Origin of the sequence: Massilia terrae (assembly GCF_024753145.1) — a bacterium.
GTDB lineage: Bacteria > Pseudomonadota > Gammaproteobacteria > Burkholderiales > Burkholderiaceae_D > Telluria > Telluria terrae.
In genome coordinates this window covers 93,671-118,477 of sequence record NZ_JANUGU010000008.1, presented here as the reverse complement: position 1 = coordinate 118,477, position 24,807 = coordinate 93,671, and the positions used below count along the sequence as shown (strand labels likewise).

The following is a 24,807-nucleotide window of genomic DNA, read 5'->3' as shown; positions in this document are numbered from 1 at the left end:
CCACCGCCTAGCTCTGATAGAATCGACAGCCCCCACCGCAAGTTCAGGAAGGCTGTAGCATGGATTCATCAATGGACAAAAAAGAAGAACTCCGCCAACAACTTCGTGCTGCAGCACTGGTTTATCACGAGACTCCGCAGCCGGGCAAAATCAGCGTCACGGCCACTAAACAGCTGCTCAACCAGCGCGACCTGGCGCTGGCCTACTCGCCCGGCGTCGCCGCGCCCTGCGAAGAAATCGTCAAGGATCCGGCCGCTTCGTATAAATACACGTCGCGCGGCAACCTGGTGGCGGTGATCAGCAACGGCACCGCCGTGCTTGGCCTGGGCAATATCGGCCCGCTGGCGTCCAAGCCTGTGATGGAAGGCAAGGGCGTGCTGTTCAAGAAGTTCGCCAACATCGACGTGTTCGATATCGAGATCAACGAGACCGATCCCGACAAGCTGGTCGACATCATCGCCTCGCTGGAGCCGACCTTCGGCGGCGTCAACCTGGAAGACATCAAGGCGCCGGAGTGCTTCTACATCGAGCGCAAGCTGCGCGAGAAGATGAAGATCCCGGTGTTCCACGACGACCAGCACGGCACCGCGATCATCGTCGGCGCCGCCATCCTGAACGGCCTGAAAGTGGTGGGCAAGGACATCAAGCAGTGCAAGCTGGTGGTGTCCGGCGCCGGCGCGGCCGCGCTGGCCTGCCTCGACCTGCTGGTCGACCTCGGCTTCCCGATCGGGAACATCTTCGTCACCGACCTGGCCGGCGTGGTCTACAAGGGCCGCACCGAGCTGATGGACCCGGACAAGGAACGCTTCGCGCAAGAGACCGACAAGCGCTCGCTGGCCGAAGTCATCCCTGACGCCGACATCTTCCTCGGCCTGTCCGCCGGCGGCGTGCTCAAGCCGGAGATGGTGGCCAAGATGGCGCCCAACCCGCTGATCCTGGCGCTGGCCAACCCGACCCCGGAGATCCTGCCGGAAGACGCCAAGGCGGTGCGCGGCGACGCCGTGATCGCGACCGGCCGTTCGGACTATCCGAACCAGGTCAACAACGTGCTGTGCTTCCCCTATATGTTCCGCGGCGCGCTCGACTGCGGCGCCACCACCATCACGCGCGAGATGGAAATCGCGGTGGTGCATGCGATCGCCGACCTGGCCCACGCCGAGCAGTCGGACGTGGTGGCCAGCGCCTACGGCATCTCCAACCTGTCGTTCGGCCCCGACTACCTGATTCCCTATCCGTTCGACCCGCGCCTGCTGACCCACATCGCGCCGGCCGTGGCCAAGGCCGCGATGGACGGCGGCGTGGCGACGCGCCCGATCGCCGACCTGGCCGCCTACGCCCAGAGCCTGGAGCAACTGGTCTACCGTTCCGGCAGCTTCATGAAGCCGCTGTTCGCGATCGCCAAGAAGGCCCCGGCCGAACTGAAGCGCATCGTGTTCGCCGAGGGCGAGCAGGAACGCATCCTGCGCGCGGTGCAGGTGGTGTCGGACGAGAACCTGGCGCGCCCGATCCTGGTCGGCCGCCCCAAGATCCTGGAGCAGCGCATCGAGCGCTTCGGCCTGCGCCTGAAGCAGGGCGTGCACTACGAGGTGATCAGCCCCGAGTATGACGAGCGCTACCGCGACTACTGGCAGACCTATTTCGAAATGACCTGCCGCAAGGGCGTGACCCAGGACTGGGCCAAGCTCGAAATGCGCCGCCGCCACACCCTGATCGGCGCGATGATGGTGCACAAGGGCGATGCCGACGGCCTGATCTGCGGCACCATCGGCGCCACCCACTTGCACCTGAACTTCATCGACCAGATCCTGGGCAAGCGCCCCGGCTCGAACGTGTATTCGGCGATGAACTTCATCATCACCCCGGACCGCCAGCTGGCCCTGGCCGACACCCACGTCAACGAGAACCCGAGCGCCGAGGAGATCGCCGAGATCACCCTGATGGCCGCGCAGGAGCTGGAAAAGCTGGGCATCCCGCCGAAGGTCGCGCTGCTGTCGCACTCGAACTTCGGCTCGTCCAACAGCGAGTCGGCCCGCAAGATGCGCGCCGCGCTGGCGCTGGTGCAGCAGAAGTCGCCGGACCTGGAAATCGACGGCGAGATGCATGGCGACACCGCGCTCGACGCCAAGACCCGCAACCAGGTCATGCCGAACTCGACTCTGAAGGGCGACGCCAACCTGCTGGTGATGCCGAACCTGGATTCGGCCAACATCGCCTATAACCTGCTCAAGACCGCGGCCGGCAACGGCATCGCGGTGGGACCGGTGCTGCTCGGCTGCGCACGCCCGGCCCACATCCTCACCCCGTCCGCCACGGTGCGCCGGATCGTCAACATGACGGCCCTGTGCGTGGTGGACGCGGTCTGCGGACGCTGATATTTACGCGCGCCGGCCGGACTCAAAAAGTTCGGCCGGCCGTGCCATGTATTGACGCCTCTCACCGCGGCGCCCGATCGTGCGCCTGCTCATCCTGAATGACGTAACAATTCGTTTCGCCGCTGGGATATGCATATTTTTGCCGGGATAATTGTCAGAAACTTTTCTCATTCTGTCACACTGTATTTTCCCTAAAGGTGGCGGACAACTGCTCTGTTACAATATTGTGTTGTCAGTAGCTACTCGCCTGATTGGGCGATCACCACCAAGAACTTGAACATGCAAACAAAAAAAAGAGCCCTGGTCACTGGCATCACCGGGCAGGACGGCGCGTACCTGGCGGAGCTGCTTCTGGAAAAGGGTTACCAGGTCACCGGCACCTTTCGCCGGTCCAGCTCGGTTAATTTTTGGCGCATTGAAGAACTCGGCATTGCCAACCACCCGGACTTGTCCCTGGTCGAGTACGACCTGACCGACCTGTCCTCCAGCGTGCGCCTGATCCAGAGCGCCGCCCCGGACGAGGTGTACAACCTGGCCGCGCAGAGCTTCGTCGGGGTGTCGTTCGAACAGCCGGTCGCCACCGCCTCGATCACCGGCCTCGGCGTGGTCAACCTGCTGGAAGCGATCCGCATCGTCAACCCGGCGATCCGCTTCTACCAGGCCTCCACCTCCGAAATGTTCGGCAAGGTGCAGGCCGTGCCCCAGGTCGAGGACACGCCCTTCTATCCGCGCAGCCCCTACGGCGTCGCCAAGCTGTACGCGCACTGGATGACGGTCAATTACCGCGAGTCCTACGGCATCTTCGGCTCGTCCGGCATCCTGTTCAACCACGAGTCGCCGCTGCGCGGCCGTGAATTCGTCACCCGCAAGATCACCGACGCCGCCGCCAAGATCGTGCTGGGCAAGCTCGACGTGTTAGAGCTGGGCAACCTGGACGCCAAGCGCGACTGGGGCTACGCCCGCGAATACGTGGACGGCATGTGGCGCATCCTGCAGGCCGAGCAGCCCGACACCTATGTGCTGGCCACCAACCGCACCGAGACCGTGCGCGACTTTGTCAGCATGGCGTTCAAGGGCGCCGGTGTCACGGTAGAATGGACCGGCAGCGGCGAGCAGGAGCGCGGCTTGTGCGCCAGGTCCGGCAAGGAACTGGTGCGCGTGTCGCCCCGCTTCTACCGCCCGGCCGAGGTCGACCTGCTGATCGGCGACGCGTCCAAGGCCAGGCGCGAGCTGGGCTGGGAGGCGCAAACCACGCTCGAGCAGCTGTGCCAGATGATGGTCGATGCCGACCTGCGCCGCAACCAACAGGGCTCTTCCTTTTAAGCCATGACTCCGCTAGCCACCGAAGCTGTCCCGCGCGAAGGCGAGGGCAGGCGCGCGCTCATCACGGGCGTGCGCGGCTTCACCGGCTACTACCTGCAGCGCGAGCTGGAACAGGCAGGCTACGAGGTGTACGGTACCGTGCTGCCGGGCGAACCCGCCGGCGGCCGCCTGTTCGCGATGGACTTGCTGGACCAGGCCTCGGTCGAGGACGTGATCCGCCAGGTGCGCCCGGACGTCGTGGCCCACCTGGCCGGCATCGCCTTCGTCGGCCACGGCGACGCCGGACAGATCTACCAGGTCAACGTGGTCGGCACCCGCAACCTGCTGGCGGCGCTGGCGTCCTGCCCCTACCGCCCGTCCTGCGTGCTGCTGGCTTCGTCGGCCAATGTGTACGGCAATGCCGACGTCGCCGTCATCGACGAGCACGTGCTGCCGGCCCCGGCCAACGACTATGCGGTCAGCAAGCTGGCGATGGAATACATGGCCCGGCTGTGGATGGACAAGCTGCCCATCGTCATCGCGCGGCCGTTCAACTACACCGGCCCCGGCCAGACCGAAAACTTCCTGCTGCCCAAGATCGTCGCCCACTTCCGCCAGGGCGCGCGCCAGATCGAACTGGGCAACCTCGCCATCGCGCGCGACTTTTCCGATGTGCGCATGGTCGCCTCCTGCTACCGGCGCCTGCTGGCGACGGCGCCGGCCGGCCAGACCTTCAACGTCTGTTCGGGACGCTCCCATTCGCTGGCCAGCGTCATCGAAATGGTCGAGGACCTGGCGGGCTACCACATCGAGGTGCGGGTCAACCCCGCCTTCGTGCGCGCCAACGATGTGCTCACCCTGGTCGGCAGCAACGATCGCCTGACCCAGGCCATCGGCCCCACCCGGCCGGTCCCGCTGGCCGAGACGCTGCGCTGGATGTACCAGGCGTGAGCGCGGCCCCGCTGGCCGTCGGCCTCGGCACCAATATGGTCGAGCCGGGCCTCACGGGCGGGCGGCTGGATGGCATCGGCGTCTACACCCAGGCCCTGCTGCGCCACCTGCCGCGCGCAGGCTGCGCGGTGCAGGGCTATTCCTGGCCGCGCGCCTTCGGCAGCGGCGCGGACGCCATCAGCGTCGGCCAGCCCATGCCGCAATCCTTCGAGGCCGCCTCGCTGGTCGACCTGTTCACGCCCGGCGCGCACCGCGTGCACATGCCGGCCGACCTGTTCCACGTTACCGATTACCGCGTGGTGCGCATGGACTGCCCGCTGGTGGCCACCTTGCACGACGCGCTGCCGATCAAGTATCCCGAGTGGTGCAATCCGCGCCTGCGCCAGCTGAAGAACTGGCTGCAGCGCAAGGCCGCGCAGAAGGCCGACCATGTGATCGCGCTGTCGCATTTCGCGGTGGACGAGCTGGTCGAGTGCTTCGGCGTCGATGCGCGGCGGGTGTCGGTGGTGCCCTGCGGCGTCGACGACGAATGGCTGGAGGCGCCGGACCCGGCCGCCGTGCAGGCCACCCTGTCGGAACATCGTTTGACGCCGGGTTATTTCCTGTTCGTCGGCACGCTACAGCCGCGCAAGAACGTCGAGCGCCTGCTGCAGGCCTGGTTGGCGCTGCCGCGCGAAGTGCGCCAGGCGCACCAGCTGGTGATCGTCGGCGCCCCCGGCTGGCGCTGCGAGGAACTGGTGGCGCGCATCCGCGCCGCCCAGGCCGAGGGCGAACCGGTGGCCTGGCTCGACCGCCTCACCGACGGCCAGGCCCTGCGCCATCTGTACGCCGGCGCCGGCGCCTTCGTGTTTCCCTCGCTGTACGAAGGCTTCGGCATCCCGGTGGTGGAAGCCTTCGCCTCCGGCGTGCCGGTGGTGTCCTCCAACGCCAGCTCGCTGCCGGAAGTGAACCAGGGCGCGGCGCTGGAAGTCGACCCGCTCGACGCCGGCGCCCTGGGCGAGGCGATGCTGGCGCTGGTGCGCGACCAAGCCCTGCGCGCGCGCTGCATCGCGGCCGGCCGCGAGAGGGCCGCACGCCTGACCTGGCTCGAAACGGCGCGCCAGACCGCAGCCGTGTACCATACCGTTCTTAACCGTTGAGTAGTCAGCCGATGCGCGTCCTTCATTTCTACAAGACCTACTATCCCGATTCGCTGGGCGGCATCGAGCAAGTGATCCGCCAGCTGTGCAACGGGACGGGCAAGCTGGGCGTGCGCAACGAGGTGCTGTCGCTGTCGCGCCAGCCCAATCTGCAGCCCTACGAGCTGGACGGCACCCGGGTGCACCGCGTGCCGCTCGACTTCGAGATCGCCTCCAACGCCTGCTCGCTGGCCGCGATCGGCGCGCTGGCGCGGCTGGCGCGCGAGGCCGATGTGGTGCACTACCACTTCCCGTGGCCGTTCATGGACCTGGCCCACTTCCTGGCCCGCATCAAGAAGCCGAGCCTGGTTACCTACCATTCGGACATCGTGCGCCAGAAGCACCTGCTGCGCCTGTACCAGCCGCTCAAGCACCGCTTCCTGCAGAGCGTGGACACGATCGTCGCCACCTCGCCCAACTACATGGCCTCGTCGGCGGTGCTGGACCGCTACCGCGACAAGACCCGCGTGATCACCTACGGCCTCGACCGCGCCACCTATCCCGAGCCCTCGCAGGAGCTGGTCGACCAATGGCGTGCCCGGGTCGGCGACAAGTTCTTCCTGTTCGTCGGCGTGCTGCGCTACTACAAGGGCCTGCATATCCTGCTCGACGCGGTCGAAAAGCTGGACTACCCGGTGGTCATCGTCGGCGCCGGCCCGATCGAGCAGGAACTGAAGGCCCACGCCGAACGCCTGGGACTGAAGCACGTGCTGTTCGTCGGCGCACTGGACGACCCGGACAAGGTGGCCCTGCTCAAGCTGTGCTACGCGGTGGCCTTCCCCTCGCACCTGCGCTCGGAAGCCTTCGGCATCTCGCTGCTGGAAGGCGCGATGTTCGGCAAGCCCATGATCTCCAGCGAGATCGGCACCGGCACCACCTACATCAACGTCGACGGCAAGACCGGGCTGGTGGTGCCGCCGTCCGACCCGCAGGCGCTGGGCGCGGCGATGCGCACGCTGTGGGAAAATCCGCAGCTGGCGGCCGAGATGGGCGCCCGCGCCGCCGAGCGCTACCGCGAGCTGTTCACCTCCGAGCAAATGGCGGCCAGCTACAGCGCGCTGTACCAGGAGCTGGTGCGGCGCCATGCCGGCGGCCTGGTGCCGGCCGGCGCCGGCGCCTGAGCGCCGTGCGGCGATTTCTTGCCGCCGCTGAGTTCTTGCTGCTATGCTAGGCCCAACCGCGCTTCCCGCAGCGCACCCGGATTGGGGCCATCCATGCCGATGAAACGACGCGTGTTCGCCATCCTGCTGGCCCTGGGCGCCGTCGCGGCGCATGCCGAGCCCCGGCTCTACCTGGCCACCGAACACTCGCCGCCGTCCAGCATGCTGGAGGACGGCCGCGTGGTCGGCATCGGCACCGACAAGGTGCGCGAGATGATGGCGCGCGCCGGCATCGCCTACACCATCGAACTGCTGCCCTGGAAGCGCGCCTACACCGCCGCGCGGGAACGGGCCGACGCCTGCGTCTACTCGACCACTCGCACGCCCGAGCGCGAGGCGCTGTTCAAGTGGATCGGCCCGACCGACGAGGCCGACTGGGTGCTGGTGGCGCGCGCCGGCAGCGGCATCCAGCCGCGCAGCCTGGACGAGGCGCGCCGCTACACCATCGGCACCTACAACGGCGACGTGCGCGACCAGTACCTGCGCGAGCGTGGCTTCAAGGTCGACCCGGCGCCGGACGACCTGATCAACCCGAAGAAGCTGATGATGGGCCGGATCGACCTGTGGGCCGCCGGCCTGCGCCGCGGCGGCAACCTGCTCGAACGCCACGGCTGGGACAAGCAGCTGGTCCGGGTGCTGACTTTCAACCAGATCCGCGTCTACCTCGCCTGCAACCCCGGCGTGCCGGACGCGATGGTCGCGCGCATGAACGCCGCACTCGATTCCATGCGCCACGACGGCACCATGCGCCGCATCGAACGCAATTACGAGAACTGGGTGCAGGCGCCGGCCGGCGCCAAGCACTGATCCGGGGCCGCCGCGCGAGCCGAACCGTGCGGCGCGCTTCCCCAGCCTTTGTTACGCTGTCCAGACGTTGACACGAGCGGTGAGGGGCGGGCACGCCCGGGCCGCGGGAGAGGTGCGGTGAAGTTTTTCTTCAATCGATTTCTCATCCTGATGGCCTGCGCAGCGCCGGCGTTCGCGCAGCAGGGCGTGCCCGAGCGCATCCCCGACACCATGGAGGCGCGCGTGGCCGCCTGCATCGGCTGCCATGGCGACAAGGGGCGCGGCGTCGAGAACGTCTACTTCCCGCGCCTGGCCGGCAAGCCCGCCGGCTACCTGTACAACCAGCTGGTCGCCTTCCGCGAGGGGCGCCGCAAGTACGTGCCGATGAACTACCTGCTGGAATACCTGCCCAATGCCTACCTGATGCGCATGGCCGAGTATTTCGCCGCGCAGAATCCAGCGCCGCTGGCGCACGCCAGGCCCAACGCCGGCGCCCGGCAATTGCGCGACGGCCAGCGCATCGTCACCGGCGGCCTGCCCGGCAAAAAGATCCCGGCCTGCATCGCCTGCCACGGCGCCGAACTCACCGGGCGCGAACCGGGCATTCCCGGCCTCCTTGGCCTGCGCGCCGACTATGTCAGCGCCCAGCTCGGCGCCTGGCGCTACGGCGTGCGCACCGCGCTCGCGCCCGACTGCATGCAATTTGTCGCCTCCAGCCTCAGCGAGCCCGAAGTGGCGGCGGTGGCGGCCTACCTGGCCTCGCTGCCGACGCCGGGCGCGCGCCCGGCCCCGCGCGGCGGCCCGCGCCTGCCGCTGGCCTGCGGCAGCCAGCCGCAATAGCCGTAAGGAAAGCCAGAACATGCTGACACGCCATTTCGCCAGTCTTGTCTTGCTGATGTGCGCGCTGCCCGGCCTGGCCCAGGCCCAGCAGCGGAACCGCGCGCCCGCCGCCCCGTCGCAAGTCGAGCGCGGGCGCTACCTGGCCCAGGCCGGCGACTGCATCGCCTGCCATACCATCCCCGGCGCCAAAATCTTCTCCGGCAACCGGCCGATGCCGACCCCGTTCGGCACCCTGTACTCGCCCAATATCACGCCCGACAAGGAAACCGGGATCGGAAAGTGGAGCGCCGAAGAGTTCTACCAGATGCTGCACACCGGCCGCTCGCGCAACGGCGACCTGCTGTACCCGGCCATGCCGTTCGCGTCCTACACCCGGGTCACGCGCGCCGACAGCGACGCCATCTTCGCCTACCTGCGCTCGGTGCCGCCGGTGCGCCTGGCTTCGCGCCCGCACGATTTGCGCTTCCCCTACAACAACCGCTCGCTGCTGATCGGCTGGCGCACCCTGTATTTCAACGAAGGCGAGTACCAGCCGGACCGCGGCAAGTCGGCCGAATGGAACCGCGGCGCCTACCTGGTGCAGGGCCTGGGCCACTGCGCGATGTGCCACACCCCGATCAACGCGCTGGGCGGCTCGTCCGAGGCGCAGGCTTTCCAGGGCGGCCTGATCCCGATGCAGAACTGGTACGCGCCCTCGCTCACCTCCAACCGCGAGGCTGGCCTGGGCAACTGGGAAATCCGCGACATCATGGACTTGCTGCAGGCCGGCGTGTCGGCCCGCGCCACCGTGTACGGGCCGATGGCCGAAGTCACCTACAACAGCCTGCAGTACATGACGGACGAGGATATCCGCGCGATGGCGGTCTACCTCAAGAGCCTGCCGGCGGACCAGCCGGTGTCCGCCGACACCGCCAAGTCGCCGCTGCGCGCCGACGTCAACCAGGCCGCCAGCGAGGGCCGCCGCATCTATGGCCAGCGCTGCGCCAGCTGCCACGGCGCCGAGGGGCGCGGCAAGCCGCCGCACTATCCGCCGCTGGCCGCCAACCAGTCGATCGGCATGACCTCCGACGTCAATCCGATCCGCATGGTGCTGAACGGCGGCTACCCGCCGGGCACCAGCCGCAACCCAATGCCGTACGGAATGCCTCCGTTCGCGCAAGTCCTCAACGACAACGAGGTCGCGGCCGTGGTCACCTTCATCCGCACCGCCTGGGGCAACCGCGGCGCGCCGGTGTCGGTGCGCGACGTCAACCGGCTGCGCGCCGCCACCGTCGAATGAAAGGGCAGCCATGATCCATGAACCGACCGAACTGGACGCCGATCCGGCCGAGCAGCAGCGCCGGGTCGACGCGATCGTCGCGCGCGGGCCGGGCGGCGCCTTCGCCGTGGCCGGAGTGGGGCTGGCCGTGGTGATGCTGTGCTGGCTGGTGTTCTTCTTCTACGTGTTCGTCGGCCGTGGAGGCGGCAACTGATGGCCACCCACGACACCCACCCGTCCGAATCCGTCGCCGTCGCCGCCGAACGGCGCTGGGGCATGGTGGTCGGCGCCGTCATCCTGTTCCTGCTGTGCATGATGGGCTATATGAGCCTGCACTGGGCCTCGATGCCGCCGGTGCGCACCGAAACCATCGATCCCTCGACCCTGCACATCGCCGGCGAATTCGTCGAGACCAATCTCGGCAGCGCGGTCGAGAACGACGGCTCGGTCACGCTGCGGGTGCTGGCCAACCAGTATTCCTTCACCCCGCAATGCATCCTGCTGCCGGCCGACACGCCGATCCGGGTCCGCGCCACCGCGGCCGATGTGGTGCACGGCTTCTCGATCGACCGCACCAACGTCAACATGATGCTGGTGCCGGGCTACATCTCGAACTTCCGCACCCGCTTCTCCGAACCCGGCGAGCACGTCATGCCCTGCCACGAATTCTGCGGCACCGGTCACGCGGCCATGTGGGCCCATGTGCAGATCATCGACAAGGCCGATTTCCTGCGCCGCGCCGCCACCTCCAGGAGGTTGAGCTGTGTTGAGTAACGAGACCAAACGCCTGGTGCTGGCCCACTTCTGGGTCGCGTTCGCCGCCTTCTTCGCCGCGCTGCTGCTGGGCGAATGGCAGATGTACATCCGCAGTCCCCTGCACGACTGGATCGGCAACCCGGAACTGTACTACCGCTCGGTGACCGCGCACGGCTCCGCCATGGGCTATGTGTTCCCGACCCTGGTCGCGATGGGCTTCGGCTACGCCATCGTCGAGCTGTCGCTGAAGCAGGCGCTGGTCGGCAAGCGCTGGGCCTGGTTCGGCTTCTTCCTGCTGGCGGCCGGCGTGCTGATCGCCATGGCTCCGGTATCGATGGGCCTGTCCTCGGTGCTGTACACCTTCTATCCGCCCCTGATCGGGCACCCGGCCTACTACATCGGCATCGTGCTGGTGGTGGTCGGCTCCTGGGTCTGGGTGGCGCTGATGTCGGTCAACCTGCACGTATGGAAGAAGGCCAACCCGGGCGTGGCGGTGCCGCTGCCGATGTTCGCCAACGTGGCCGGCGCCTACCTGTGGGCCTGGACCTCGCTCGGCGCCGCGATCGAGATCCTGTTCATGATCCTGCCGGTGGCGCTTGGCTTCAAGACCACCATCGACGCCGGCCTGGCGCGCGTGTTTTTCTCCTGGACCCTGCACGCCATCGTCTACTTCTGGCTGATGCCGGCCTATATCGCCTTCTACACCCTGGTGCCGCGCGCCATCGGCGGGCGCCTGTACAGCGACACCATGGCCCGCATTTCCTTCGTGCTCTTCCTCGTGTTCTCGATGCCGATCGGCATCCACCACCTGTTCCAGGACCCGCAAGTCGGCTCCGGCATCAAGTTCCTGCACGCCGTGTTCACCGCCATGGTGTCGGTGCCGACCCTGCTGACCGTGTTCACCATCACGGCTTCGGTCGAGATCGCCGGACGGCTGCGCGGCGGCCGCGGCGCGCTGGGCTGGGTCAAATCGCTGCCCTGGCACAACCCGATGATGCTGGCGCTTGCCTTCTCCTTCATCCTGCTCGGCTTCGGCGGCGCGGGCGGCCTGATCAACATGAGCTACCAGCTCGACTTTGCCGTGCACAACACGCAATGGATCACCGGCCACTTCCACCTGATCTTTGCCGGCGCCATCGTCATCATGTATTTCGCGCTCAGCTACGACCTGTGGCCGCACCTGACGGGACGCGGCCTGCACGCGGGCGGGCTGATGAAGACCCAGCTGTGGCTGTGGTTCGTCGGCATGATCATCCTGACCTTCCCCTGGCACGTGGTCGGCGTGATGGGCATGCCGCGCCGCATGGCCTATTTCGACTACAGCAACCCGGCCATCGCGCCACAGGCCATCACGGTCGTGCTCAGCTTCTTCGGCGGGCTGCTGCTGGTGATCTCGGGGCTGCTGTTCATCATCGTGCTGCTGCGTGGCCACGGCGGCGCCCGCGTCACGCTGCCCGAGTTCCGCTTCAGCCAGCCGGTGCACGCGGTCGCGCGGGTGCCGCTCGCGCTCAACGGTTTCGCCCTGTGGCTGGCGCTGATGATCGGGCTGTCGGTGGTGAATTACGGCTACCCGATCGGGCAGCTGATGGCGCTGCCGCAGACATCGGTGCCGGCGGTGCCGGTGGGAGGCCATCCATGAGCGAGATCTTCAGCACCCGGAACCGCTGGTTCACCGGCAGCGTGCTGGCGCTGCTGGTGGTCTTCGTCATCGCGGCGCTGGTCGGCCTGGTCTGGCTGCCGCGCGCGCACGCCAGCGGCGAGAGCCTGTGGGATGCGATCTGCAGCGCGGCCGGGGCGCCGGGGCGATTCGAGAACGCCAGCTTGCCGGAAGAGAAGGCCGTGTACCCGACCAGTGTCGTGGTCAGCGCCGACATGATGGGCGCCACCACGCCGCAGCAGGTGGGGCATGGGGCCACGCTGGCGCTGGCCTGCACGATGTGCCACGGCGCCCAGGGCACCAGTCCGGCCGGCACGCCGCACCTTGCGGGGCAGCAGGCCTCCAGCCTGTACAAGCAGCTGCGCGATTTCAAGTCCGGGCACCGGCAGAGCGCCATCATGCAACCGCTGGTGGCGAACCTGTCCGAGCAGGACATGCGCGACCTGGCCGTGTACTACGCCAGCCAGACCCGCGACAGACCGACCCCGGACCGGGTGGGGCCGGCCACGCCGCGCCTGGTGCGCGACGGTGACCCGATGCGCAACGTCGGCGCCTGCGCGTCGTGCCACAGCCCGAATGTGCGGCGCCCGGCCACGCCGACGCTGGACGGCATGAACGCCGACTACCTGCGCGCCCAGCTGCTGGCTTTCCACAGCGGCGCCCGCGCCAATGACATCAACCGCCAGATGCGCAACGCCGCGCACCTGCTGACGCCGCAGGAGATCGACGAGCTGGTGCGCTATTACGCGAGCCGTTAGCCAACATGCCGTCGTTCCCGCGCAGGCGGGAACCCATGCTGAGCGCACAGGCTGCTAACGCTAGCTTTCACCCCCGGCCGTCGCCCCGGCGCAGGCCGGGACCCATGCTGAGTGAGCGGGCCAGCAGCATCGACTTTTCGAAAACTCAAATTGTCCATGGGTCCCGGCCTGCGCCGGGATGACGGGCAACTCGATTAATGCGCGTCAGGTTTCGGCGCACGCTCGCCAGCGCGCGCACCGCCACGCGGGCCGCGCGCGCCACGCTCCATCGGCATCCCGCACGGCTGCGCCAGCCGCTGGCGCTGCTCCGGCGTCAGGATCGCGAACACCTGGCTTTCGAAGCGCGCCCGCATCAGCGCCAGGCCAGCCTCGGCCTGCGCCAGGCTGTCCGCCAGCGGCTTCGCCTGCGCATCCGAGAACTGCCCCGACCGCCCCAGCTCGGCCAGCGCCTTGTGCGCCTTCATGGCCTGCTTGTGCAGGGTCCGCTGCTGCGGCTCCATGTCGTGGCGCAGCGCGAACAGCTTGTCCTGTTGCGCCTCGTCCAGCTGCAGCCGGGCCAGCATGCCGCCATGGCCCATCCCATGACCCATGCCAGGATGCGACGCCATCCCCGGGCCGCCCGCCATGCCGCAGCCGAATTGGCCGAACGGCGGGTGGCCGCCATCGCGCATCGGCCCCCGCTGGGCCAGGGCCAACGCCGGCAGCAGCGCCAGCACCAGCGCGCTGCGGCGGATCGTACGAGAGAAGGTGTGCATTGCTGTCCTTTCAAAATAAAAAACGGGTGCTGGCAGTGTAGCCAGCGGTCCCGTTAATTCCTGTACAGCAGAGCAAAGTTTTGTAAATCAGGCATGTTCCGCCAGCGGCAGCGCGATCTCGACGCACAGGCCGCCGCTGTCGCGGTTGTGCGCGTGGATGCTGCCGCCGTGCTTGCGCACCACGCGGTCGGCGATCGCCAGGCCCAGGCCGTTGCCTGGCAGGTTGCCGTTCTGGCTGCCGCGCTGGAAGGGGCGGAAGATCAGCTCCAGCTCGCCCGGCGGCACGCCCGGCCCCTGGTCGCACACGCTGATGCGCACCTTGCGCGCCGCCTCATCGCGGCTGACCGTGACCGTCACCTCGCTGCCCTCCGGGGTGTGCTTGACGGCGTTGCGCATCACATTCTCGATCGCGCTGTGCAGCAGCTCGGCGCTGCCGCGCACGCTGGCCGGACCGTGCGCCTCGATCCGCACCGACTTGCCCGCCGCCTGCGCCTCGAAGCCGGCGTCGTCCGCCACCTGCGCCACCAGCTCGTCCACGCTGATGTCCTCGTCCAGCGCCTGGTCGACCCCGCCGTCCAGCCGCGCCAGCGCCAGCACGTCGCCAATCATCCCGTCCATGCGCTCGCTCTCGCGCTCGATGCGGTCGAGCCAGGTGTCGACCCGCTCCGGCCGCTGCCGCGCCAGCCCGATCGCCGCCTGCAGACGCGCCAGCGGCGAGCGCATCTCGTGCGACACATCGTGCAGCAGCTGGCGCTGCGCATCCGCCGAGTTTTCGAGCTGCTGCGCCATGCGGTCGAAGTCGCGCGACAGTTCGGTCAGCTCGTCGCCGCCCTTGGCCGGGGCGCCGACCCGGGTATCGAGCTTGCCGTGGGCCACGGCGTCGACCGCGTTGCGCAGGCGCCGGATCGGCTTGGCGAAGTGCCAGGCCATCAGCGCCGCCGACACCAGGCTGCCCAGCATCGCCAGCAGCATCGGCATCACGGGGAAGTAATTGTCGCGCGGCGGCCGGTGTGCGCGCGGGATGATGCCGTCGCCCGTTCCGCGCATGGCGCCGAGGCCGCTGGTGGCCGCCGGGTGCACCCCGCCGACCGCGCCGCCCGGCGGGCGCGGCTGGCGCGCCGCGAACAGCAGCCAGGTCTCGTCCTGCGTCTTCACTTCCTGCAGGGCATGCGAGTTCGGATCGGTCTCGTGCAGCTGGCGCAATTGCTGCAGCAGGGTGGGGCTGGTGGTGCGGTCCAGCAGTTCGTGGTCCTTGCTGTCCACCGCGTACACGGCCAGCCAGCCATGTTCCTGCAGCAGCGCGCGCAGCGCCTGCAGGCCGCCGTAGCGCAGCGTGTGCGCAGCCGCATCGACCGCGAAGGCGGCCGGCGGCCCGAAGTCGACCCGCGCATTGCGCCGCGCCGCGTTCTTGTCCTTGAACCAGACCCCGGTGCTGAGCGCCAGCACCGCGATCGCCTGCACCAGCCAGGACGCAAAGAAGAACTTCCAGAACAAACGCCCCATGTCAGTCCTTGACCAGCACGTAGCCCTGGCGGTGCACGGTCTGGATGCAGGAACGCCCGTCCGACAGCGTGCCCAGCTTGTGGCGCAGGCTGCTCATGTGCACGTCCACGTTGCGGTCGAAGCGCGCGAGCGGGCGGAACAGGCCTTTTTCCGACAGTTCCTGCTTGCTGACGGTGTGGCCGGCATTGCGCGCCAGCACCTCCAGCAGGTTGAATTCGGTGCTGGTCAGCGCCACCGCGCCGCCATCCCAGTGCACGCGGCGCTGTTCCGGCCACATGGCCAGCTTGCCGATCACCAACTGGCTGGCGCCTTCGGCCGCGGCCGGGGCCTGCTGGGTGCGGCGCAGGATCGCGCGAATCCGCGCCGACAGCTCGCGCGGCGTGCATGGCTTGGACACGTAGTCGTCGGCGCCCAGTTCCAGGCCGAGGATGCGGTCGGCGTCGTCGCCCTTGGCGGTCAGCATCAGCACCGGCATCTGGCTGCGCTGGCGCAGCTGGCGCAGCGTCTCCATGCCTTGCAGGCGCGGCATCATCACGTCCAGCACCGCGATCGCGAACTGGCCGCTGTTGGCCTGCGCCAGCCCGTCCGCGCCATTGTGCACGGCCGTGATCTCGTAGCCTTCCTGCTCCAGGTATTCCTTCAACATGTCGACCAGCTCAACATCGTCGTCGACCAACAAAACCTTCGTCATGCCTAACCTCCGTGGGAAGCCTCATGATACCGGCGGGCGCGCCGCCGCTGCCGGGCGGGCCAGCTTTCTTTACGTTAATTTACCCCAGTTTTACGACCGAGAATGAAGGCTGCGGGACGGGAAAGCGGGGCCGGAAATGAAAAAAGCACCGGCAAGCGGTGCTTTCTTACGTAATCCTGGTGCCTCGGGCCGGAATCGAACCGGCACGCCTTGCGGCGGCGGATTTTGAGTCCGCTGCGTCTACCAATTTCACCACCGAGGCAGGTGCGAGCCGCATTATCTCTGATTTGCCCTGCAGCGGCAACTTTCACCCGGTGGCGCACGCGTGCTGTGTGCAGGAAAGGCGTTCCAGCGTATCATCTCGCCTTACTCAGAAACAGAGCCTCCCCGAGGGTGGCGGACACAATGAAAAACAAGAAGATACGCGAGATCATCCTCGGCAAGCCGCTGGACCCGATGAAAAGCGAGACCCGCCACTCGATGGCGCTGGTCGCTTTCCTGGCCTGGGTCGGGCTGGGCGCCGACGGCCTGTCCTCATCCTCCTACGGACCGGAAGAGACTTTCCGCGCGCTGGGCGCCCACACCCACCTTGGCCTGTACATGGCGATCGCCACCGCGGTCACCGTGTTCATCATCGCGCTGGCCTACAACCAGGTGATCGAACTGTTCCCCACCGGCGGCGGCGGCTACCGCGTCGCCACCAAGCTGGTCGGACCCTATCTCGGCCTGGTGTCGGGCTGCGCCCTGATCCTCGACTACGTGCTGACGATCGCGATTTCGATCGCATCCGGCGTCGACGCGCTGGCCTCCTTCCTGCCGCTCGGCTTCCAGGCCTACAAGCTGTGGGCCGAGGCTTTCTTCATCGCCGCGCTGATCGTGATGAATTTGCGCGGCCTGAAGGAAGCGATCCAGATCCTGCTGCCGATCTTCCTCGGCTTCGTCGCCACCCACCTGGTGCTGATCGTGTACGGCATCGTGGCCCACGCCTCGCACTTGCCCGAGCTGGTGCCCACCACCCTGGCCGACACCCGCTCGCTGGCGCAGGGCATCGGCTGGACCAGTGTGGCCGGCATGCTGCTGCTGGCCTATTCGCAGGGCGGCGGCACCTATACCGGCCTGGAGGCGGTGTCCAACAACGTCAACCTGCTGGCCGAGCCGCGCGTGCGCACCGGCAAGATGACGATGTTCTACATGGCGCTGTCGCTGTCGGTCACGGCCGGCGGCATCATCCTGCTCTACCTGCTGTGGGACGCCCATCCGACCGCCGGCGAAACCCTCAACGCCACCGCCTTCAAGTCGATCATCGCGCACATGGGTATCGGCAGCCAGCTGCTCAACCAGGTGATGCTGGCCGTGGTGCTGGCCTTCGAGGCGGGCCTGCTGTTCGTGGCCGCCAATACCGGCTTCCTCGGCGGGCCCTCGGTGCTGTCGAACATGGCCTCCGATTCCTGGGTGCCGCACCAGTTCCGCTACCTGTCCTCGCGCCTGGTCACCCAGAACGGCATCCTGGTGATGGGCATCGCCGCGCTGATCATCCTGTTCTGGACCGGCGGCCAGGTGACGCTGCTGGTGGTGCTGTACTCGATCTCGGTGTTCCTGACCTTTGCCATCTCGCTGTTCGGCCTGTGCGTGTACTGGTGGCGCAATCGTCATAATCACGAGCAGGGCGTGCGCTGGATCCGCCGCTTCGTGCTGTCGATGATCGGCTTCGTGATTTGCGCCGGCATCCTGGCGGTCCTGCTGGTCGAGCGTTTCCTGCAGGGCGGCTGGGCCACCGCCGCCATCATCGCCGCCATCGCCTGCCTGTGCGTCTACATCCGCAACCACTACCGCGAGACCAAGCGCGCGATCCAGTCGGTCGACAATGTGTTCGCCAGCCAGCCTTTCGGGCCAGAAACCGGGACCATCGAGCCGGATCCGGAAGCGCAGACCGCGGTGTTCATCGTCGGCACCTCGCGCGGCGGCGGCTTGCATGCCCTGCTGTGGGTGCAGCGCATGTTCCCTGGCCACTTCAAGAACTTCCTGTTCGTGAATGCGCGCACGGTCGATGCCCACGTCTACGGCGGCGAGGGCGCGATGGAGCAGATGCGCGAGGATGCGGCCGAGACCCTGGAATTCTTCGTCGACTTCTGCCAGAGCCACGGCATGGCCTCGGCCTCCTACATCGGCTTCGGTACCGACGCGGTCGAGGAGATCACGCGCATGTGCGAACGCATCAGCCACCAGTTCCCGAATTCGATCTACTTCACCAGCAAGCTGGTGTTCGCTACCGATAACTGGTTCACCCGCCTGCTGCACAACCAGGCTTCGCTGGCGGTGCAGCGCCGCCTGCACCTGGAAGGCCTGCAGATGGTGATCCTGCCGATGAAGGTGTGAGCGTGAGAGGCCTGCTCGCCGCCGTGCTGCCGGCCTGCTCGATGGCGGCCAGCGCGGCTGCGCTGCCGGAGCCGCCGCCGCGCGCCGACCATCACCAGCACCTGTTCAGCCCCCGCCAACGAGGTGCCTTGGCTGCAGTGATCGCCCTATGAGATTCAGTTGCGCTGGGGGCCGCCCAGGCATTTGCGCAGCGCGTGCAGGGTGAGCGCCGGGCCGCTGACCGACAGCACGTGTTCGCCCAGCAGGACTTCGATTTCCTTGGCCGGCCAGCGCGCGCCCAGGCCCTGGCGCGGACGGTAGCGCAGGTAGCCGGGCGGGGCGCTCATCCTTTCGTAGCCGAGTCCGGCCAGCCCCTGTTCCAGCGTGCGCAGCAGGTGGCGCGCTTCGAAACGGGTGGTGGCCTCGAACCGCGCCGGCATCAGCGCCAGCAAGGGGACGATGCCGCCGGCAAGCACGGGGATGACGATGAATTCCAGCGGCGTGCCGGGATCGAGGCGGTGGAACAGCAGGACCAGGCTGGCCAGCCCCAGCACCATGAACAGGACAAACGAGGCCAGCCGCAGGCGCGGACGGGCCGGGCTGAGCCAGGGGGCAAGCTCATGCGCGTACATGACTTCCGAAAACATCACGCTCTTCATCGAGACCCTCCTGTGCGGATGAGTGGCGCCAGCCGTGGATTACTGCATTTTCACGGCCGGGTTCGGCGTACGCTTGATTTTGCTCAATTGTGCGGAAATTTGCAAGATGTCAATGTTGCGTCGAGCCAATGCAATCCGGGTAGGCTTCAGCGCCGGCGGTACAGGCGGAAGCGTTCCTTGCGGTCGGACGGGCGGCGGCCTTCCCACAGCAGGGTGAAATTGCGCAAGTTGTACTTGCTGAGCGATTCTTCCTCATCCTTGACCACCACGCTGTCCTGCAGCAGCAGGTAATCGCAGCGCTCCGATTCCACGCTGGCGAAGGGCAGGTGGCCGAAGTAGGCGAAGGAGGCGCGCTGGGCCGGCCCGGCATTGGTCTCGATGCAGCCGGGCTCGGCCGGCAGGCGGGCGGCGATCTGCTGGGCCACGCTGGCGTAGCTCTTGCCGTAGTTGAGGTCAGGCAGGAACAGCGTCATCAGCAGCACCCACAGCAGGATCAGGCCGCCGGACGACAGCACCACCGCGCGCCACAGCACCGAGGGCTGGCGCGAGATGCGCCAGTGGACCAGGAAGAACCAGCCGATCGTGGTCGCGGCCGCCACCGTGAAAGCGACGATGCCGAATTCGGGATGGAAGCCGGGCACCAGCTTGAGCGCGTTGCGGGCCAGCTTGGCCGGGGTGCCGGTCAGCTTGGCGATCCAGAACAGCCACACCATGCCGCCCAGGGTAGTCAGCACCATCACCGAGAACCAGTCGATGCCGTTGATGGCGCCGCGCTTCATGGTCGGCAGGCCGAACGCGGCCATCAGGGCCAAGGGCGGCAGCAGGCGCAGCAGGTCGGGATTGTCCGGCACCGGATCACAGATGATCAGCGCGGTCAGCGCCGCCACGAAATACAGCGGCAGCACGATGTGCAGCAGCTTTTCCTGGCGCCGCCAGGCCCAGATCGCCCAGATCGCGAACGGCCAGGCCGGCCAGAAGAACCACACGCCGGCGCGGAAGAAGGTGGCGATCGAGAACCAGCTCGGCGGCGCCAGCTGCGACGCGTTCCACGCCATCCAGTCGGTCAGCGGGTTCTGGAGGTAGGGCTGGAGCGCCAGCGCCGGGATGATCCAGGCCAGGCAGATCGCCAGCGCCACGGCCACTGCCAGGCCCATGTCGCGCAGCGTGGCGCGCGCGTCCATCTTGAGGAAGCGGGTGCACAGGAACAGGGCCAGCAGCAGGATCACCGGCGAGGCATAGCCGCGGGTCAGGGCCAGCGCGCCGAGCGACAGGCCGATCAGGGCGGCATTGCGGGTCGAGGCCAGTTCGACGTAGCGCACCGAGCGGAACAGGAAATAGGCCACGAGCGAGCCCTGCAGCGTGGCGGCGATGGTTTCGTGCGACAGCAGCAGCAGGCCCAGGCAGCCGAGGTAGATCAGGACCGCGGTGTCGGCCAGGGTGCGCCCGTAGGCGTCCGGTTCGGGCTGGCCGCCGAAGGCCAGCCGCAGCGGCTGGGCCTCGGCGCGGCGGCCGAGGTGGAAGGCGGTGTACCAGAGCGAGCCCGTGCCCAGCAAGAAGATGCCGATGGTCGACACCCGCGCGGCCAGCACGTCGCCCAGCAGCCAGCCGAACAGCTTGATGCAGATGGCGCCCAGCCAGAACGCGAGCGGGCCTTCGTCGCCGGCCGGCAGCCCCGCGATATTCGAATACAGCCAGTCGGCCGGGTGGCCATGGGCCATGGTCCACATGATGCCGAAGCTGGCGGCGTCGGCATCGTCCTTCCACGGGTCACGCCCGATCAGCCCCGGCAGGATGTACAGCAGGCCAAGCGCGAGGAGCGCCCAGCGTGGCAGCGCGAGGGTGGCGGCGGCGGGAAGGCGGACTGGTTTCATCGATAGCAAGGTTGTCAGATTCTTGTAGTCGCGTAGTATAGCCGCGAAAAAAAAAGAAGCCGACCAGGCGGCTTCTTTTCTTCGGGAAACCGTAGCTTCCCAGGTCGTACAGCGCAGACTTAGCCGTTGGCGACGGAGGTCTTCGAGCCGACGGAACCGAATTTCTGGCGGAACTTCTCGACGCGGCCAGCGGTGTCGACGATCTTGTGCTTACCGGTGTAGAACGGGTGCGACTCGGCGCTCACCTCGATCTTGACCAGCGGGTACTCTTTGCCTTCGAAGTTCGTGGTTTCGCGGGTGGCGATGGTCGAACGGGTGATGAATTTGAAATCGCACGACAGGTCGTGGAACACGACTTCGCGGTAATCCGGATGGATATCGGTCTTCATGGTTTTGCCTCGGTTAGTTTGGTAGCCAACCAGCACTTCGTCGGTCGCCTTGCTTCTTGACCCGATTGCCGATCACTTGCCACGGTTGGAAACTGAACCGGCGATTATAGCGCGGAGCGACAGGCGAGGCAATATCAATGGCGCAATATCGCGATGATGAGCCCGGAGAAGCCGATGACCATCGTAACGAACATTGCTGAGATCCACCTGGAGAGCGAGGAAAAGTCTGTCCTGAATTCGGCTTTCAGCTCTGCAAGGTCGGCTTTCGTGGCCAGCGTCGGCAGGATTGTGTCGAAGCGGGTCTCAAGGATCGTCAGGCGACGGTCGAGCTGGTAGAAATCGGCGTCGCGCGGAGGTGGCAGGTTGTTCAGGTCGCTGGCCATTTGCTGTACGCGTTGAATGTGATCGACGAATAGAATCAGTGGCGCAATAGAACAGTCGCAATGACACCTGCGAGCCCGAGGATGATCGTGATGAAGTACGCAAACATGGCGGATTTCAGCTCGAACTTCAGCCCGACCAAGTCCGTCTTGGTCGCCAGCGTCGGCAAGATCGTGTCGAAACGGGTTTCAAGGACCGTCAGGCGACGATCGAGTTGGTAGTAGTCGGCATCCCGCGGCGGCGGCGGGTTGTTCAGATCGCTTTCCATATCATCCTCCGTGCGAACGCCGATTTTTGCAAATCCGGGCGAATGCACATTGATGTACACATCGTAGCGGACAAATAAAAAAGGCGGCACGCGGCCGCCTTTTCGTGAATGCGCCAAGCAGGCTTAGCCGCCCCTTCGCATCATGTCGAAGAACTCCACGTTGTTCTTCGTCGCGCGCATCTTGTCGAGGATGAACTCCATCGCCTCGATCTCGTCCATCGAGTACAAGAGCTTGCGCAGGATCCAGATCTTCTGCAGCTGGTCCGGCTTGATCAGCAGCTCTTCGCGGCGGGTGCCCGACTTGTTCAGGTTGATCGCCGGGTAGACGCGCTTCTCGGCCAGGCGGCGCTCCAGGTGCACCTCCATATTGCCGGTGCCCTTGAATTCTTCGTAGATCACGTCGTCCATGCGCGAACCGGTTTCGATCAGCGCGGTGGCCACGATGGTCAGCGAGCCGCCTTCCTCGATGTTGCGCGCGGCGCCGAAGAAGCGCTTCGGGCGCTGCAGCGCGTTGGCATCCACACCGCCGGTCAGCACCTTGCCCGATGCCGGGATCACGGTGTTGTAGGCGCGCGCCAGGCGAGTGATCGAGTCCAGCAGGATCACCACGTCCTTCTTCATCTCGACCAGGCGCTTGGCCTTTTCCAGCACCATCTCGGCGACCTGCACGTGGCGCGTGGCCGGCTCGTCGAATGTCGAGGCGACCACTTCGCCGCGCACGCTGCGCTGCATCTCGGTCACTTCCTCCGGGCGCTCGTCGATCAGCAGCACGATCAGGGTGCAGTCGGGGTGATTGGCCGTGATCGCATGCGCAATGTGCTGCAGGATGACCGACTTGCCCGACTTCGGCGACGCCACCAGCAGGCCGCGCTGGCCCTTGCCGATCGGCGCGATCAGGTCGATGATGCGGCCGGTAATGTTCTCGGCGCCGTTCATGTCGCGCTCCAGGCGCAGCGGCACGTTCGGGTGCAGCGGCGTCAGGTTTTCGAACAGGATGCGGTGCTTGGACGCTTCCGGCGATTCGCCGTTGACCTTGTCCACCTTCACCAGCGCGAAATAGCGCTCGCCGTCCTTCGGCGTACGCACCTCACCCTCGATCGAGTCGCCGGTGTGCAGGTTGAAGCGGCGGATCTGCGACGGCGAGATATAGATATCGTCGGTCGAGGCCATGTAGCTGGCGTCCGGCGAGCGCAGGAAGCCGAAGCCGTCCGGCAGCACTTCGAGCGCGCCGTCACCGAAGATCTGCTCGCCTTGCTTGGCGCGCTTCTTCAGGATCGCGAACATCAGTTCTTGCTTGCGCAGGCGTGCCGCATTGTCGATATCGAGGCTGATTGCCATCTCCAGCAAGGCCGAGACGTGCATTGCCTTCAGTTCTGAGAGGTGCATGTGTGTGGATGTCCCGTGGCGGGAATTAAAGGTAGGGGAGGGAACTACGTGGCTTAGTTCACTGGGCCGGCCGGCTAGAAAGCGGTGCCCGTTTCAAATGACGGCAGCGCGGGCGCGCTGCCGCCGCTATGGTATCAGATATTGCTGTCGATGAACGAAGTCAATTGGCCCTTGGCCATTGCGCCAACTTTCTGGGCAGCCGCGACACCGTTCTTGAACAGGATCAGGGTCGGGATGCCGCGGATGCCGAACTTGGCCGGCACGGCCTGGTTGGCATCGACGTCCAGCTTCGCGATCGTGATCTTGCCGTCGTATTCCTTGGCGACTTCTTCCAGGATCGGGGCGATCATCTTGCAGGGGCCGCACCACTCGGCCCAGAAGTCGACCAGGACCGGGCGCTCGGACTTGAGCACGTCGGTTTCGAAAGAGGCATCGCTGATGTGTTTGATATTTTCGCTCATGTTGTCCTCAAAAGAGGTGAAATCAATTAACGCCGTCACCGTTCAATCAACAGCCGGCTGCCGCCTGCCCTTCGGGCCTGCGCACAACTATGGTGGAGACACAGTGTGCAAAATTCAATGTTCGGAGGGCGACAAAGGGGAAGTCAGGCGGGGGATTAGTCGGAATAATAACGCATTTTCCAGGAAAGTGGTCCCGACCTTGTACAAAAACTCAACACCCCGACGGCTTGGCGCAACGGCGTCGACGAACGGCGCGTCCTTACGCGACGTCGCCCGTATATTGCGACAACTGGCCGGGGTGCCACATGGTGGCCACCGAAGCGACCCGGCCGCCCGACCAGGTCTTGCGCCGCAGGACCAGGCAGCAGGCCTGCGCCTCGATGCCGAGCATGGCCGCGACATCGCGCGTAGCGGGCAGGGCTTCGATGCTGTAGGTGGCACGGTCCAGCGGCGCCGCCTTCATCAGGTGCTCGTTGGGCGTGATGGTGGAAAAGTCCTGCTGCAGGTAGGCCGGCGCGCTGGCCGGGTTGACCCAGCGGTCTTCGACCTGCAGCGGCACCTCGTCCTCGAAATGCACGATCACGGAATGGAACAGCGGCGTGCCGGGCGCCAATTCGAACTGGGCCGCCAGCGCGTCGCCCGGCCGGGCCTGTTCCAGCAGTTGCGGGCTGCTGCGGTGGCTGCGGCCGCGCGAGCGGATCTCGTCGGCGATGTTGCGGATCTCGAGCAGGGTGGCTTCGAACTTGCGCGGCGCGACGAAGGTGCCGGCGCCCTGGCGGCGCGTCAGCACCTGCTCGGCGGTCAGCTCGCGCACGGCGCGGTTGACGGTCATGCGCGATACCCCGAACTGGCGCACCAGCGCCTGTTCCGAGGGAACCATATCGCCTTCTTTCCAGCGGCCCGACGCGATTTCGCCGAGCAGGTAGTCCTTGATGCGTTGGAAGATCGGGGTGTTGTCTTGCGCGCTCTGTTCTTCCAAACTACTCTCCGAAGTCGGCGTATGGACGGGCATTCTAGCCAGCATCCGGATTCGAAAGCAATAGCCGGAGTGCGCAGGCGCCGCCGCCGCA

At 66.5% G+C, this 24,807-nt stretch carries 25 protein-coding genes and 1 tRNA gene; 14 read left to right on the top strand and 12 right to left on the bottom strand.

Features of this window, described 5'->3' with window-relative positions:
* The first annotated feature begins 59 nt into the window (after positions 1–59).
* The 12 genes from NX778_RS20170 to NX778_RS20115 all read left to right on the top strand — a co-directional run bounded on the left by NX778_RS20170 (position 60) and on the right by NX778_RS20115 (position 13,018).
* Complete coding sequence (locus NX778_RS20170) at positions 60–2,372, top strand: NADP-dependent malic enzyme (protein WP_258813583.1); 2,313 nt, start codon at positions 60–62, stop codon at positions 2,370–2,372.
* A gap of 279 nt (positions 2,373–2,651) precedes the next feature.
* The gene (gene gmd / locus NX778_RS20165) at positions 2,652–3,695 is read left to right on the top strand and encodes a GDP-mannose 4,6-dehydratase (RefSeq protein WP_258813582.1); all 1,044 of its coding nucleotides are present in this window, start codon (positions 2,652–2,654) and stop codon (positions 3,693–3,695) included.
* 3 nt (positions 3,696–3,698) lie between these two features.
* Complete coding sequence (locus tag NX778_RS20160) at positions 3,699–4,625, top strand: GDP-mannose 4,6-dehydratase (protein ID WP_258813581.1); 927 nt, start codon at positions 3,699–3,701, stop codon at positions 4,623–4,625.
* Positions 4,622–5,764: a glycosyltransferase family 4 protein gene (locus NX778_RS20155; protein WP_370661355.1), complete on the top strand. Its 1,143-nt coding sequence runs from the start codon at positions 4,622–4,624 to the stop codon at positions 5,762–5,764. The genes NX778_RS20160 and NX778_RS20155 overlap by 4 nt, the downstream gene beginning before the upstream one ends.
* A gap of 11 nt (positions 5,765–5,775) precedes the next feature.
* On the top strand, positions 5,776–6,924 hold the full coding sequence (locus NX778_RS20150; RefSeq protein WP_258813580.1) for a glycosyltransferase family 4 protein: 1,149 nt from the start codon (positions 5,776–5,778) through the stop codon (positions 6,922–6,924).
* 93 nt (positions 6,925–7,017) lie between these two features.
* Positions 7,018–7,770, top strand: a complete 753-nt coding sequence (locus tag NX778_RS20145; protein WP_258813579.1) for a substrate-binding periplasmic protein — start codon at positions 7,018–7,020, stop codon at positions 7,768–7,770.
* A 150-nt stretch (positions 7,771–7,920) separates the two neighbouring features.
* Complete coding sequence (locus NX778_RS20140; protein WP_258813737.1) at positions 7,921–8,589, top strand: c-type cytochrome; 669 nt, start codon at positions 7,921–7,923, stop codon at positions 8,587–8,589.
* 19 nt (positions 8,590–8,608) lie between these two features.
* On the top strand, positions 8,609–9,868 hold the full coding sequence (locus NX778_RS20135) for a c-type cytochrome (RefSeq protein ID WP_370661354.1): 1,260 nt from the start codon (positions 8,609–8,611) through the stop codon (positions 9,866–9,868).
* A 10-nt stretch (positions 9,869–9,878) separates the two neighbouring features.
* Positions 9,879–10,061, top strand: coding sequence for a hypothetical protein (locus NX778_RS20130; protein ID WP_258813578.1), 183 nt, complete (start codon positions 9,879–9,881; stop codon positions 10,059–10,061).
* The gene (locus NX778_RS20125) at positions 10,061–10,621 is read left to right on the top strand and encodes a cupredoxin domain-containing protein (RefSeq protein ID WP_258813577.1); all 561 of its coding nucleotides are present in this window, start codon (positions 10,061–10,063) and stop codon (positions 10,619–10,621) included. Before NX778_RS20130 ends, NX778_RS20125 begins: the two co-directional genes overlap by 1 nt.
* A gap of 16 nt (positions 10,622–10,637) precedes the next feature.
* Entirely contained in the window at positions 10,638–12,242 is a 1,605-nt protein-coding gene (locus NX778_RS20120; RefSeq protein ID WP_258813735.1) for a cbb3-type cytochrome c oxidase subunit I, read from the top strand.
* Positions 12,239–13,018, top strand: coding sequence for a c-type cytochrome (locus tag NX778_RS20115; protein ID WP_258813576.1), 780 nt, complete (start codon positions 12,239–12,241; stop codon positions 13,016–13,018). The genes NX778_RS20120 and NX778_RS20115 overlap by 4 nt, the downstream gene beginning before the upstream one ends.
* A gap of 194 nt (positions 13,019–13,212) precedes the next feature.
* Here NX778_RS20115 and NX778_RS20110 read toward each other — a convergent pair whose 3' ends face one another.
* From NX778_RS20110 to NX778_RS20095, 4 genes are all read right to left on the bottom strand, one after another.
* Positions 13,213–13,773, bottom strand: a complete 561-nt coding sequence (locus tag NX778_RS20110) for a Spy/CpxP family protein refolding chaperone (RefSeq protein ID WP_258813575.1) — start codon at positions 13,771–13,773, stop codon at positions 13,213–13,215.
* An 87-nt stretch (positions 13,774–13,860) separates the two neighbouring features.
* On the bottom strand, positions 13,861–15,276 hold the full coding sequence (locus NX778_RS20105; protein ID WP_258813574.1) for an ATP-binding protein: 1,416 nt from the start codon (positions 15,274–15,276) through the stop codon (positions 13,861–13,863).
* A gap of 1 nt (position 15,277) precedes the next feature.
* Positions 15,278–15,967, bottom strand: coding sequence for a response regulator transcription factor (locus NX778_RS20100; protein WP_258813573.1), 690 nt, complete (start codon positions 15,965–15,967; stop codon positions 15,278–15,280).
* A 177-nt stretch (positions 15,968–16,144) separates the two neighbouring features.
* Positions 16,145–16,229, bottom strand: a tRNA-Leu gene (locus NX778_RS20095).
* Positions 16,230–16,372: 143 nt separating this feature from the next.
* Between NX778_RS20095 and NX778_RS20090 the strand changes: the two genes are divergently transcribed.
* Both NX778_RS20090 and NX778_RS20085 read left to right on the top strand, forming a co-directional pair.
* Positions 16,373–18,343: an APC family permease gene (locus tag NX778_RS20090; protein ID WP_258813572.1), complete on the top strand. Its 1,971-nt coding sequence runs from the start codon at positions 16,373–16,375 to the stop codon at positions 18,341–18,343.
* Complete coding sequence (locus NX778_RS20085) at positions 18,340–18,495, top strand: hypothetical protein (protein WP_258813571.1); 156 nt, start codon at positions 18,340–18,342, stop codon at positions 18,493–18,495. Before NX778_RS20090 ends, NX778_RS20085 begins: the two co-directional genes overlap by 4 nt.
* 3 nt (positions 18,496–18,498) lie before the next feature.
* Here the strand turns inward: NX778_RS20085 and NX778_RS20080 are convergent, their stop codons facing one another.
* The 8 genes from NX778_RS20080 to hutC all read right to left on the bottom strand — a co-directional run bounded on the left by NX778_RS20080 (position 18,499) and on the right by hutC (position 24,716).
* Positions 18,499–18,981 carry a hypothetical protein gene (locus NX778_RS20080; RefSeq protein ID WP_258813570.1) on the bottom strand — a complete coding sequence of 161 codons (483 nt, stop codon included), beginning with the start codon at positions 18,979–18,981 and terminating at the stop codon, positions 18,499–18,501.
* A 146-nt stretch (positions 18,982–19,127) separates the two neighbouring features.
* Positions 19,128–20,852 carry an ArnT family glycosyltransferase gene (locus tag NX778_RS20075; protein WP_258813569.1) on the bottom strand — a complete coding sequence of 575 codons (1,725 nt, stop codon included), beginning with the start codon at positions 20,850–20,852 and terminating at the stop codon, positions 19,128–19,130.
* Between the two features lie 119 nt (positions 20,853–20,971).
* Positions 20,972–21,241, bottom strand: coding sequence for a type B 50S ribosomal protein L31 (locus tag NX778_RS20070; protein ID WP_258813568.1), 270 nt, complete (start codon positions 21,239–21,241; stop codon positions 20,972–20,974).
* A 134-nt stretch (positions 21,242–21,375) separates the two neighbouring features.
* Positions 21,376–21,624, bottom strand: a complete 249-nt coding sequence (locus NX778_RS20065) for a hypothetical protein (protein WP_258813567.1) — start codon at positions 21,622–21,624, stop codon at positions 21,376–21,378.
* Positions 21,625–21,659: 35 nt separating this feature from the next.
* On the bottom strand, positions 21,660–22,007 hold the full coding sequence (locus tag NX778_RS20060; RefSeq protein ID WP_258813566.1) for a hypothetical protein: 348 nt from the start codon (positions 22,005–22,007) through the stop codon (positions 21,660–21,662).
* Positions 22,008–22,013: 6 nt separating this feature from the next.
* Positions 22,014–23,276, bottom strand: coding sequence for a transcription termination factor Rho (rho, locus tag NX778_RS20055; RefSeq protein WP_258813565.1), 1,263 nt, complete (start codon positions 23,274–23,276; stop codon positions 22,014–22,016).
* Positions 23,277–23,410: 134 nt separating this feature from the next.
* Positions 23,411–23,737: a thioredoxin TrxA gene (gene trxA, locus NX778_RS20050; protein ID WP_258813564.1), complete on the bottom strand. Its 327-nt coding sequence runs from the start codon at positions 23,735–23,737 to the stop codon at positions 23,411–23,413.
* A 259-nt stretch (positions 23,738–23,996) separates the two neighbouring features.
* Entirely contained in the window at positions 23,997–24,716 is a 720-nt protein-coding gene (hutC, locus tag NX778_RS20045) for a histidine utilization transcriptional repressor HutC (RefSeq protein WP_258813563.1), read from the bottom strand.
* Positions 24,717–24,807 lie beyond the last annotated feature (91 nt).